The sequence below is a fragment of the Paraburkholderia sp. Tr-20389 genome, assembly GCF_017104565.1.
GTDB lineage: Bacteria > Pseudomonadota > Gammaproteobacteria > Burkholderiales > Burkholderiaceae > Paraburkholderia.
The window spans coordinates 25,498-38,261 of sequence record NZ_JAAGPD010000002.1 but is presented as its reverse complement, the minus strand read 5'-3'; the positions used below and the strand labels follow the sequence as shown (position 1 = coordinate 38,261).

The 12,764-nt window shown below is 62.8% G+C and carries 9 protein-coding genes; 4 read left to right on the top strand and 5 right to left on the bottom strand.

The features are described from left to right. Nucleotides 1–164 precede the first annotated feature (164 nt). A complete protein-coding gene (locus tag G3N95_RS04540; RefSeq protein ID WP_205969038.1) occupies nt 165–1,316 on the top strand; it encodes a citrate synthase family protein in 1,152 nt (383 codons plus the stop codon). A 4-nt stretch (nt 1,317–1,320) separates the two neighbouring features. Here the strand turns inward: G3N95_RS04540 and G3N95_RS04535 are convergent, their stop codons facing one another. Further along, nucleotides 1,321–3,723, bottom strand: a complete 2,403-nt coding sequence (locus G3N95_RS04535) for a glucose/quinate/shikimate family membrane-bound PQQ-dependent dehydrogenase (RefSeq protein ID WP_205968806.1) — start codon at nt 3,721–3,723, stop codon at nt 1,321–1,323. Nucleotides 3,724–4,097: 374 nt separating this feature from the next. Here G3N95_RS04535 and G3N95_RS04530 point away from each other — a divergent pair, with 374 nt between their 5' ends. From G3N95_RS04530 to G3N95_RS04520, 3 genes are read left to right on the top strand one after another with little or no spacing between them, the layout of a single operon-like run. Next, nucleotides 4,098–4,940 (top strand): DUF4118 domain-containing protein, encoded by an 843-nt coding sequence (locus tag G3N95_RS04530; RefSeq protein ID WP_205968805.1) that lies wholly within the window; start codon nt 4,098–4,100, stop codon nt 4,938–4,940. 5 nt (nt 4,941–4,945) lie between these two features. Continuing rightward, a complete protein-coding gene (locus G3N95_RS04525; RefSeq protein WP_205968804.1) occupies nt 4,946–5,836 on the top strand; it encodes an alpha/beta fold hydrolase in 891 nt (296 codons plus the stop codon). Further along, nucleotides 5,836–6,693: a MipA/OmpV family protein gene (locus G3N95_RS04520; protein WP_205968803.1), complete on the top strand. Its 858-nt coding sequence runs from the start codon at nt 5,836–5,838 to the stop codon at nt 6,691–6,693. The genes G3N95_RS04525 and G3N95_RS04520 overlap by 1 nt, the downstream gene beginning before the upstream one ends. Before the next feature lie 65 nt (nt 6,694–6,758). Here G3N95_RS04520 and G3N95_RS04515 read toward each other — a convergent pair whose 3' ends face one another. The 4 genes from G3N95_RS04515 to G3N95_RS04500 form a co-directional block, all read right to left on the bottom strand. Next, on the bottom strand, nt 6,759–7,664 hold the full coding sequence (locus tag G3N95_RS04515; protein WP_205968802.1) for a LysR family transcriptional regulator: 906 nt from the start codon (nt 7,662–7,664) through the stop codon (nt 6,759–6,761). A 122-nt stretch (nt 7,665–7,786) separates the two neighbouring features. Next, complete coding sequence (locus G3N95_RS04510; RefSeq protein WP_205968801.1) at nt 7,787–9,859, bottom strand: pyridoxamine 5'-phosphate oxidase family protein; 2,073 nt, start codon at nt 9,857–9,859, stop codon at nt 7,787–7,789. Between the two features lie 74 nt (nt 9,860–9,933). Beyond that, entirely contained in the window at nt 9,934–10,551 is a 618-nt protein-coding gene (locus G3N95_RS04505; RefSeq protein ID WP_205968800.1) for a glutathione S-transferase, read from the bottom strand. A 137-nt stretch (nt 10,552–10,688) separates the two neighbouring features. Then, nucleotides 10,689–12,581: a methyl-accepting chemotaxis protein gene (locus G3N95_RS04500; protein ID WP_205969037.1), complete on the bottom strand. Its 1,893-nt coding sequence runs from the start codon at nt 12,579–12,581 to the stop codon at nt 10,689–10,691. Between the last annotated feature and the right edge of the window lie 183 nt (nt 12,582–12,764).

Sequence of the window (12,764 nt, the reverse complement as noted above, 5' to 3'; positions counted from 1 at the left end):
CTCCTCCTTGGTGCCCCTGAACAGGTCGCAAGAATGGGAACGCGAACGACATGCAGCATGTGCGAATGCCTGTCCGGTTCTTTTAGGTGTGTTTGTGTTTTGCATTAAACCGGCGGCACCCAAGACCGTCAACCTTGATTGAGTCAATCAACGTGAAGAACTGGATGACACAGGAGGAGGCGTGCGAGGCGCTCGGCGTGCGCAAACAGACGCTGTACGCCTATGTCAGCCGCGGGCAGATCGAAGTGCGCTGGGACCCCGATCACACGAGCCGCAAGCTCTACCGTTCGTCGGATATATCGGCGCTGATGAAAAAGCGCGACCTGGGGCGGGCGCGTAAGAACATCGCGGCAAGCACGATGGCGTGGGGCGAGCCGATCATCAATACGCACATCTCGACGATCGTTCGCGGACGTCTCTATTACCGAGGAAAAGACGCAATTCATCTGGCGGCGACGGCGACGCTGGAAGAGGCCGCCCAACTCTTGTGGGACTCGCTCGAACCGCCTTGCTTTCCCGCGTTCGAGGCGTTGGAGATCGACGGCCCTGCCAGAGCCCGCGTCTTCGCAGCGATGAGTATGGCGGCGGCTCGAAGCTGTTCAGGCAGTGCGCGCGATGTCGCCGGCATGCATGCCGAAGCGGCTGAACTCGTGGGCCGTCTTGCCAGCGGCTTCGTCGAGCTTCCAGCGGATGAAGGGCCGCTGCATCTGCGTATCGCGGGGGCATGGCGTGCCGGGAAACATGCGGATCTGCTGCGTCAGACGCTGGTGCTGCTTGCCGATCAGGAACTGACGAGTTCGTCCTTCGCCGCGCGTGTGGCTGCGTCGACGGGCGCGTCGCTCGGCGCCTGCGTACTGGCGGGTCTTGCCGCGTTTTCCGGACCATTGCACGGCGACGCAATCGCGCGCGTGTATCGGCTGCTCGACGATGCGCATCGCGCGGGGATCGAGCAGACAGTGCGAAGCAGGCTGGCCGAGAGCGCTTCGTTGCCTGGCTTCGGACATGAACTCTATCCGCAGGGCGATCCGCGAGCGGCTTATCTGCTGTCGATGTTGACGCCTTCGGAAACGACGGGCGAGCTGATCCGTTGCGTCGATCGGCTGACGGGCAAGCAGCCGACCATCGATGTGGCGCTTGCCGCGCTCGTCGAGCATTGTCAGCTGCAACGAGACGCGGCGTTCGCGTTGTTCGCTGTTGCGAGGAGCGTCGGTTGGGCCGCGCATTCGATCGAACAGATGATGGGCGGAACGCTGCTGCGGCCTCGCGCGCATTATGTCGGTCCCGCTGTCGACGAAGGTGAAGGCGTCGAAGGTTGAAGCATCATTTGTTCGGCAACGCATAGGCGATCACGTAATCGCCGAGCTTCGTGCCGAACGAACCATGTCCGCCCGCCGCGATCACCACATACTGTTTGCCGTTCGCTTCGTAGGTCATCGGGGTGGCCTGGCCGCCGGCGGGAAGCCGCGCGCGCCATAGTTCTTCACCCGTGTCGGTGCTGTACGCGCGCAGGTAGTTGTCGGCCGTCGCGCCGATGAAGAACACGTGTCCCGCTGTCGTCATCGGACCACCGAGCATCGGCATGCCCATCTTGAACGGCAGGGGAACGGGCGCGCTGTCGCGCACCGTGCCGATGCGCTTCTTCCACACCACCTGGTTCGTCTTCAGATCGAGCGCGGCAACGTAGCCCCATGCCGGTTGCTTGCACGGCAAGCCGACGGGAGACAGAAACGGATTCAACGTCACGCCAAAGGGCACGCCGTATTGAGGCTGGATGCCTGTCTCCGTCCCTGTGCCGCCTGAGCCGCTAGCGGGCGGCTCGATCGGATTGTTCGGCCCGCGCGGGATGAGCCTCGACACGAACGGCAACGCGATAGGATTGGCAATCGCAAGCTGCCGGTCGGTATCGACGGCGAGGCCACCCCATTCGAACATGCCCAGATTGCCGGGGAAAACGAGCGTGCCCTGCTCGGACGGCGGCGTGAACGTACCTTCGTAGCGCAGCCGGTGAAACATCACGCGGCACGCGAGCTGGTCGTACATCGTTGCGCCCCACATGTCGGCGTCCGTGAGGTTCTTCTGCGGACGGAATGTGAGCTGCGAGAACGGCTGCGTCGGCGACACGTGGTCGCCTTTGGCCGCGCCTTGCGGTACGGGCTGTTCGGGCGCGGGTACGATCGGGGTGCCCGTGCGGCGGTCGAGCACGAAGATGTTGCCCGTCTTCGCTGGCGTGTAGATCGCGGGCACGACGTTGCCGCTGCGATCGGTGATATCGGCGATCGTCGGTTGCGCGGGCAGATCCATGTCCCACAGATCGTGATGGACGGTCTGATAGAACCACGCGAGCTTGCCCGTCGACGCATGCAGCGCGAGCAGGCCGCTCGCGTAGCGCTCGTACTCCGGTGTGCGATCGCCGCCCCAGATGTCAGGCGTCTTCACGCCCATCGGCAGATAGACGAGGTCGAGCTTCGCGTCATAAGCAGCGGGCGCCCACGAATTCGGCGAGTTCAGAGTGAACGCGTGCTGGTCGTCGGGAATGGCGTTCGGCGTGTCCGAGCCCGGATCGAAGGCCCATACGAGGCGTCCCGTTTCGACGTCGAAGCCGCGTATCGCGCCCGACGGCTCGTGGTTCGAATAGTTGTCGGTCACGGCGCCCGCCATGACGATGATCTTGTCGGTCACGACGGGCGGCGACGTCGGTTCATATTGACCCGGCGTCTTTACCGGTTGCAGATGCTGCAGATCGAGATCGCCGTTGTTCCCGAAGCCGGCGCAACGCTGTCCCGTCACAGCATCCAGTTCGAACAGGTGGCCGTCGTTGACGGGCAGGATCACGCGGCGCGAACACGCGGACAGCGCGCTTTGCGCGGCTGCGCCTTTCGCCGCGGCGGCGGCCGCTGTCTCGTGATACGACACGCCCCGGCAGGTCACGTGCTGGAAGCTCGGGTCGGGCTTCAGGCCGGGATCGAAACGCCACTTTTCCTTTCCTGTGGCGGCATCCAGTGCGAACAGAAGCTGATGCGGCGAGCACAGATAAAGCATGTCGCCGACTTTCAACGGCGTCACTTCGTTGGTGATCTCAACGGGATCGTTGGGGCCTTTCTTGTCGCCCGTCTGGAACGTCCACGCGACCTGCAGATCCTTCGCGTTGTCCTGGTTGATCTGCGTGAGGGGCGAATAGCGCGTGCCCGCTTGCGTGCGGCCGTATGCCGTCCAGTCGCCGGGATGCGAGTCCGCCTGCGTCAGCGACACGGCCGCGTTTTCCGCGACCTTGCCGTTGATTTCCTGTGGATCGTTGAACGCGGCATAGGCGAGCGCAACGCCCGTGAGAACAAGGCACACGACGAGCGCAGCGGCCCCGCGTCGCGCCGATGCATCGAACAGCCGGTACACGAACGGCAGCAGTAGCCAGATGCCGAATAGAACGAGAATGTCGGTGCGTGGCGCGAGCGCCCAGAAATCGAAGCCTGCTTCGAATACGGCCCATATGACAGTGCCGATCAATAGCAGCGCATAGAGCAGCAACGCGAGCCCATTACCGCGATGAATCATCCAGGCGACAGCAAGAAGAATGATCCCGGCAACAATGTAATAAGGCGACCCGCCTATCGCGACGAGCCAGACACCGCCGATCAGCAGATAAAGCCCTGACAGCATGGCAAACAGAACGCTGAGCCATCGTCCGATACCCGATGGTGACGTATGCGCTTTGCTCTTGTCGTTCATGGTGTAAGCCTCCTGTTACCTGCTTCACTGCGTCGAACGTGCGTTTGCGATGCTTAAACCCTTAAGGCAGTAGCAACGCGCGGGCCTGATCGCGGTGCAATCCGGCTTGCAAACGCCGAATGGAAAAGCGAATTCGCGGCTTGGAGCACTTGCGCCTTTAATGATGGTTCATGTCCCTTAAATCACGCAAACGTTAGCGCGCATAAAATGCGCGCGGCGACGTCGGATTCCTGTCGAAATCGGAAAAACCCAAGTATTACAGCGGATTACATGTGATATCGTTCGGACCTCGCGCGTTCGATACTCGCGCATCATTTCACCCTGGCCCTAAAGGCCGCAGTTGAATCGGCCGGATCTCCGGCGAACGCAAATTAATGCAAGTCCAAAATGCCCGTCGCTGGGCGCCCCGAGGGCCTCGGCGATGGATTGCCGCCATTGCCGCGCTATTCATAGCGAGTGGTCTGCGTCTTCTGTTGCATCCGTTGCTCGGCCCTGTGATGCCGGGTACTGCATTCGCCATCGCGGCAGTGCTGATCGAGTATTACTTTGGCCTTGCACCGGCGTTGACGGTGATGCTGTCCGGCCTATGCATTGCCGACTATCTGTTCGTGCCGCCTTATGCCGTTGTGAGCGTCGTCGATCGCTCCGACGTGCTGTTCGTCATCTCGTATCCGCTCGTTGCGCTCGTCGTCATCACGCTGGTGGAGCGGTTGAGGCGCGCGCAGTTTCGCGCCGAACTGGTCACGTCGGTTGCACAGTCGCGCTATGAGATGCTGCTGCGCCACGACAACGACCGGATGCTCGCGCGCCGCGCCGTCGATGAAACCCACCGCTTGTTGCGTCATCTGTCGCAACACAGCAATTCGTTCGTGCTGATCCAGGCACTCGAGCGCACGCCGGACTGGTCCGGAAGCGCCGATGCCGGTGCCGCGACGGCTGCTGCAAGCGCGGCACATGTCTTCGCGCTGCCGCCTGCGGAGATCGCGCCCGGTCCCCGCTTCGACGACGTCGAACCGGAAGATGCACGTCGGCTCTCGAAGGCATTGCGGCCGGGCCGGCATCGCGTGCGGCTGCGCAGGTCTGCCGCGAACGCGCATGCCATGCCGTCGGGCGCGCACGGTGCAACGGGCGACGGCGCCACGCAGCTCGTCGACTGTGTGTGCGAACGATTCACGACGCACGCGGGCGATTTCCTCGTGCTGCGCATCGGCGACTGATACACATGAAAACCTCAGTCCAAACGATCTTCAACGAAGGCGATAGCCACGCTGTGCTGATGTTGCACGGCCTTTCCAGCTCGCCGCTGGAGTTGCGGTACCTCGCACGCTTTCTGAGCGACGAAGGCTTCACCACTTGCGTGCCCGTGCTCGAAGGCTATACGGCCGGCTCGCGGGAACAGGCGATGGAGCAATGGCTCGACGCGGCAACGCGCGAATACGACGCGCTGGCCGAGCGCTACGAACGGGTGTCGATCTGCGGGCTGTCGATCGGTGCGGCGCTCGCACTCGCGCTCGTGCATCGCCGCCCGCAGGCGCAGGCCGTCGCGCTCCTGTCGTTGACGCTCGCCTACGATGGCTGGGCGATTCCGTGGTATCGCTTCCTGCTGAACTGGGCGTACTACTCGCCGCTGCGTTCGCGCTACCGCTATCGCGAGTCGGCGCCTTATGGGCTGCGCAACGACGCGCTGCGCGCCAAGATCGCGCGTGCGATGGAGCGCGACGACTTCAGCGAAGTCGGCCCGTCTACTATCTCGCTGCCCGCCTTGCACGAGGCGAGCCGGCTTGCAGCATGCGTGCGTTCGCAAGTGCGCGGCATCCGTAACGACTGCCTGATCGTTCACGCCATCGATGACGAAACATCGAGCCCGCGCAATCCGCGCTTCGTTGCGTCGTCGATCGGCTCGACCTTCTTGCGCACGATCTGGCTCGACGATTCGTATCACATGATCACTTCCGACAACGAGCGCGAGATCGTTGCGCGCGAAACAGCGTTGTTTCTGCGCGAAAGCGAAATAACGAGCCGCACTGGCGACGCGGGCGGCAAGCCCGTCGTTTCGAAGGCGCTCGCGCGGCGCCTTCGGCAGCTTGCGGCAATGGGCAAAGGACGCGCGTAATGACGAAGCCGGTAATGTTCAACGCGGCAAGGGGCGTATGCGCGGCGGCTGCGCTTGCGCTGGCTGTTCAATCGAGCGGCGCACTGGCGGACGATCTGCCCGACACGACGGTTTCGCCTGCTTCGTCGGCTACGGATTCGCCGGATAGCACTGCTCAAACGAAGCCTGCCAGCAAGTGGAAGATCGCATTCGGGCCGGGCGTCGTGATTACGCCGCTGTATCCGGGCTCGCGCGAACTGCGTGTGTTTCCTTATCCGGCGCTGGACATCTCCTACGATGACCGCGTCTTCTCGCAAGGCCCGGACGTGCTGGGCGTGAACGTGATCCGCAGCGAGAACTATCACGTCGGCGCTTCGCTGAGCTTCGATTTCCAGTCGCGCCAGGAAAAGGACGATCCGCATCTGCATGGCTTGGGCAACGTCGACGGTGGCCCTAAACTCAGGCTGTTTGCCGACTACACGGTCTGGGCGTTCACCGGCTCCGTCGCGCTGTATCAGGACATCGCCGGGCATGGTCAGGGCAAGACGGTCGTGACGGATCTGTACGCGTCGCTTCCCACAGGCGGTTGGCTGTTTTCCTTCGGCCCCGGCTTCACCTGGGCGGACGCGCTGTACACGCGCACCTTCTTCGGCGTGTCTAGCCAGCAAAGCACGGCCTCGGGCCTGCCCGCGTACAACACGGGCGCAGGTATCCGCGACGTGCATCTGAACGGCTACGTGAGCTACGACTTTTCGAAGCACTGGGTCGGCTCCGTTGCGGTGACGCTGGGCCGTTTGCAGCACTATGCCGCCGCAAGTCCCATCACCGAACGCAGAAGCGAACTGAATACGCTCGCGTCCCTGAACTATCGATTCTGATCGTATGTGCTGAGGCAGGCGCGGACGCATAGCGCTCGTATGCAGCGATTCGCGGCACGCTGCCGCTATGCACGCCAGAGCGAAGCCTTTGTCCTGAGCGTTTCGATCGCGAGATCGAGGAACGCGCGCACTTTCTGATTCGCGTGCTTGCCTTCGCGATGTACCACATGAACGGGCAGCGTCGCTTGCTCGTAATCGGCGAGGACGACACGCAACGAGCCGTTCGCCAGTTCCTGCGCGATCTGATAGGACAGCACCCGCAACATCCCCAGGCCCGCCACTGCCGCCGCGATCGCCGAGTCGTTGGTGGTGGTCACGAGGCGCGGCTGGATCGGCATGATCAACGGCTTGCCGTCGACACGGAAGCGCCATTCCGGCGCAGGCGTGAGGCCGGTCGCCTGAATCGCGACGTGCGATGTGAGATCGTCGGGATGTTGCGGCACGCCGTGCGTTTCCAGATAGGCGGGTGATGCGCACAGCACGCGCCGAACGTGGCCGACGGCGATCGCCTGCAATGAAGAACTCGGCAGCTCGCCGATTCGGATTGCCACATCCGCGCCTTCGTCGACGAGATTCACGATGCGGTCCATGAACCAGCAATGCATGCTGACGGAGGGATAGCGCGTCAGATAGTCCTGAACGATGGGCGTGATGTAGATCTTGCCGAACAGGACGGGCGCCGTCACCGTCAACTGACCGCGCGGCGTGGTGTTGGCGCCGGCGGCGGAAAGCTCGGCGGCTTCGACCTCTGCGAGGATGCGGCGGCAATCTTCGAAGAACGTCGCGCCTGCATCGGTCATCCGCACGACGCGCGTCGTACGCGTCAACAGACGCACGCCCAGATGTTCTTCGAGTTCCGTCACCACGCGGCTGATGACCGATGGCGACACGTTGAGCTTGCGCGCCGCAGACGCGAAGCCTTCCGTCTCCACCACGGTCACGAAAGTGGTCATTGCCTGGAGCCTGTCCATATCTGAAGAGATGAACGCAGATGTCACAGAAGAAGCCTGTCGACGGACCGCGGATGAAGCCTCGGCAGGCAAGGTGGCGTCAAGCATAGCAGCGTTCCGCGCAGTATCGTGTGCAGCGGTCCTCACAGATCGAGCAGCAGACGATCGCCGCCGCCCGTTTCGGGACTGGCGGGAACGGCGCAACAGATCAGTGCTTCATCGTCGGGCACCTGGAACTCAGGCGCGATAGCGTATGCCACGGCGCCTTCGACGATGCGCGTGCGGCACGTGCCGCAACTGCCGCCTCGGCAGCCGAACTCGGGATTCAGTCCGCGCGCTTCCGCCAGATCCAGCAACGATCCGCTGTCGGGGCTCCAGCGCGCTTCCTTGCCCGACTTCACAAACGCAACGGGCACAGGCTGGTCCGCCGCGACGCGTACGGGGTCCGTCGCCGCAGCGGCGTCTTTCCTGCGTTGCAACCCGGAAGGACCGAACGCCTCGGCGTGAATGCGGTTGTCGGCGACATTGAGATCGCGCAAGCCGTCGTACATCGACTGCATGAATGCCGTCGGTCCGCAGAGATAGAAGTCGTAGTCGTCGAAAGGCAAGGTCGCGCGCAAGAGGTCGATATCGATCCGGCCCGCGACGTCGAAGTCTTTCTCTTCGCGCGCACCGTCGGTATCGGTCAGCGCACGCACCACTGTCACTGCGCCATTCGCGGACACGGCGAGCCGTTCGATCTCTCGGCTGAACGCACGCTCCTTCAGCGAGCGCGCCGAATGGAAGAACCATGTCGGACGCACACGCCGCTTGCGGAGCCCTTCGTAGACGACATGCCTGAGCATCGCGAGCATCGGCGTCACGCCGACGCCGGCCGCAAGCAGCACGGCAGGGCGGCGCGAAGCGGCGTCGATTGTGAACTGGCCTGCGGGCGCGCGCGCTTCGACGATGCTGCCGATCTTCAGCGTGTCGTGCAGATGCGAAGACACCGATCCTTCGCGCTTCACGCTGATCCGATAGAGGCCGTCGGCGGGCGCGGTCGACAGCGTGTAGGTTCGGATGCAAGGCTTGTCGTGAGCGGGCAGCGTCACGCGTATGGGCAGATGCTGACCGGCTTCGTGTGCAACGAGGCCCGCGCCGTCCGCCGGTTCGAGATGGAACGAACGGATCACCGAACTTTCGTCGACGACGTTCGTCACCTTGAACGGCCTCCACGCATTCGCGAGTTCGGCGGCCTTCAGGCGGCTGGCTGCTTCGTCCCAGCTGCCCGTCATCAGCGAATTCGGCGACCAGCCGTTTGCCTGAAACTTCCAACGCAGCGGCAGCGCGCCTGCGCGATAGACGATGCGCCTCGGCGTGAAATGCCACAACCGTTCCGCGCCCTGAAACGCCGCGATTTCCGGGGATTCCAGATCGACGGACGCATCGCCCGTCAATTGCAGCACGTCGCCCGTTTCGAAGTCGGCGAATACGAGTCCGGCGCGCGGGTTGACGAGGAAGTTGCCGAGCGTGGCGAAGAACAGGTTGCCCGCAAAGTCGGGGACGGTCAGCCTGCCGTCGTCGCCGATGCGTACGAAGCCCGCCTTGCCGCCGCGATGCGATACATCGACCTGACGGTGCTCGCCATCGCCCACGTACGACGCGACGAAAAACGTGTCCGCTGATTCGATCATCGCGCGCGCACGACCGCTCAAACCGTCGACTGCAGTGGGTGCGATATCGGAGAACACAGCGGGATCGCGAATGAATTCGAAATCGCGAGCCTGAATGTACTGCGGGCAATTGCCGAAGCTTTGCGCGACGGCGACGTCGAAACCCTGCGCCGTCCGGTTTCGCACGAAGCCGTTCATGCGATTGCGCCGACGCGTATGCAGCTCGATGCCGAGCAGACCGATGGCCGCGCCTTCATCCAATCCCGATGCGGCGGGGTCGTGCGGATCGACGGCAAGGTCGACGTGCAGGACCTTGCCGGTCGGCGAGTGCATGAAGCCGGGCTGGCCCGCAACGAACGTCGCCCACGCATCGCCGTCATCGGCGACCGCGCCGGCAACGATGAACGGCAACTGCCGATAGAACGTGCGATGCTGGTCCGGCATATAGTCGCGCACCACCCGGCGTCCGACCTCCCGCATCTTCTCGACCACGCCGACCTTTTCCTGCAGCGCGACTTCGCCCGCATGCCAGAGCGACCCATGGTCCGTCGATACCGTGTTCATGATCCGTCTCCCGAGCTTGGGGAAGAGGGAAGCCACGCATTGCGCTTCCCGACGACTACGGTTGATTCACGCGATCAGCCGTTGGCGGCGAGTCCGACAGGCGTCTTCTGGAACTCGACAAAGCCCGGCAGCGCTTCGATACGGCGCAGCCACGCGTCGACGTTCGGGTAGAAGGACAGATCGACGTTGCCTTCGGGCGCACGCGCGATGTAGCTGTAGAGCGCGACGTCGGCAATCGTCGGATGATCCTGCGCGATGTATTCGCGCCCGGCCAGCTCTTCGTCGATCAGCTTGAGGATGCGATGCGCGCGCGCAATCAGTTCCTCGGCGTTGTATTTTGCGCCGAATACCGTGATGAGTCGCGCGGCGGCCGGGCCGAACGCGATCTCGCCCGCCGCGACGGACAGCCAGCGTTGCACGGCCGCTTCGAGCGCGGGCGTTTGCGGCAGCCATTCGGTCTTGCCGAACTTGCGGGCGACGTACACCAGAATCGCGTTCGAATCGGCGATATTGATGTCGCCGTCGACCAGGACGGGCAGCTGTCCGAAGCGGTTCAACTGCAAGAATTCGGCCGATTTGTGCTCGGCAGCGGCCAGGTCGACTTCGACCAGTTGATGCTCGATGCCGAGCAGCGACAGAAACAGCCGCGCACGATGCGAGTGGCCGGACAGCGGATGGTAGTACAGCTTCATGGCGATTTCCTTCGGTCGGATGTGACTGGGATATCCAGATCACTCGAGAACGAAGTCTAGGGATGTGCCGCTTGCAGCAGAATCCCTCGCCAGGTCAATTCATACTTCTCGAAACGAGAACGGTGACCACCGTGGCCTCAGGCGCCCAGCTTGAAGAACCCGACCGTCGCGTTCAGATCCTTGCCCTGCGTGCTGAGCGATTCGGAGGCCGCGGCGATTTCTTCCACGAGCGCCGCGTTCTGCTGGGTCGATTGATCCATCAGCGAGACCGCCTGATTGACCTCGCCGATCGCCCGGCTTTGCTCGCGAGCGGAATCGGCGATTTCGCTGGTGATGGTGGCGACGTTGGAAATCGCGTCGGTCAGTTCGGCGATCGTCTTGCCCGCGAGGTTGACCTGTTCGGCGCCTGCCTCGACGTTGCCGACGGACGCTTCCAGCAAAGCCTTGATCTCTTTGGCCGCGCTCGTCGAACGCTGGGCGAGGTTGCGCACTTCGGCTGCGACCACGGCGAAGCCCCGGCCGCTCTCGCCCGCACGCGCGGATTCGACGGCGGCGTTCAACGCCAGAATGTTGGTCTGGAACGCGATGCCTTCGATCATGCCGACGATGCCGACAATGCGCCCCGACTGCTCGACGGCGGTATTCATCGTTTTCGCCGCCGCCGACACGGCGTCGTTGCCGCGCCGCGCCACTTCCACGGCGCCCGAAGCGACGGCGTTGGCGTTCTTCGCCTGATCGGCGGTGCCGCGCACGGTGCCCGCCAGTTCTTCCATGCTGGCCGCCGTTTGCTGGATCGATGCCGCCTGTTGCTCGGTTCGGGACGACAGATCGAGATTGCCCGCCGACACTTCGCTTGCGGCGAGTTCGAGATGACGGCTGTTGGTCATCACTTTCAGCAGAACGCCATGCAGCTTTTCGACGAACGCGTTGAACTGCTTCGCGAGATGACCGACTTCGTCGTTGCTCAACTGCGGCAGACGACGCGTCATGTCGCCGTCGCCGGCTGCGATTTCATGCATCGAGTTGGCGAGATTACGGATCGGATCGGTCATCCTGCGTCCCAATGCGACCATGATCAGCACGGCCACGACGAGCACCAGCAGTCCCATCGCGATCAGCGTCCATGTGAGGCGATTGGCAGCCGCCATCATTTCCGACGCGGGTACGAGCGCATAGTACTTCCAGCCATTTTTTGGCGACGTATAGACGAACGACTGATACTCGACGCCGTCCATCTGGATGCGGACGAGTCCGTCGGCAGCGCTCGACAGTTGTTCGTAGCCGCCGCCCAGGCCCTTCAGTTCCTTGAACTCGTGTTTCTTCTCGCGCGGATCGATGAGCACTTTGCCGCTGCTGTCCGTCACGAGCAGATAACCTGATTTGCCGAACTGGATGCCACTGGTGAGCCGCGCAAAGTCGTCGAGTGAAATGTCGCCTTCGAGTACGCCGAGAATCTCGCCCTTGCTGTCCTTCACGACGCGCGCGAACGAAATGATTGCGCCGCCCGAACCCGCCGCACTGAGATACGGCGCAGGACGCACGACGCGGTCGGGTGCCGTCATCGCCAGCTGATACCAAGGACGCACGCGCGGATCGTAGTGCTCGCCGTTGAGGCTTTCGATCGGCCATTGCACGTAACCGCCCCAACGCGTGCCGATGTCCAGATAGCGCATGTTGGGATGCGTATCGCCGAAATCCTTGAGCAACGCGAAGATCGTCTTTTCGATTTCGCCGTTCTTGTCCGGCGTCATCTGGCCGCCGTGATTCAGATAGTCGGTGATGCTCTGATCGGCTGCTTTCAGTTGGGCGGTTTGCGTGAGATACGTGAGGTTCTGTTCGACATCCTTGAAGTTCACATCGAGCGATTCGTCTGCCTGGACGATGCGCGCGTGACTGGACTGCTCGAACTCGTCGACAGCCTGGTGACGCACGTTCAGTGCCCCGACCGAAGTGAGAAGGAGAACCGTGACTGCGAGTGCAGCGCCCGATGCCGCGCTGAACTTGAAAGCGATCGAACCCGTAAGCTTCACCATGACCTCTGCCAATGTCGAACTGCGTCCCGATAACGTCTCGCTTGCGTGCTGAAAATCAGTCGATGCGCGCCGAGGATTACGTTGGTTGTCGGCTGATATCGTGCCGCCTTGAGCAGTTCCGGCGAGGGAATCGATAAATATTTTTCGCGACTTTTCCGGTGTCGTTTGAGGTCGAAAACG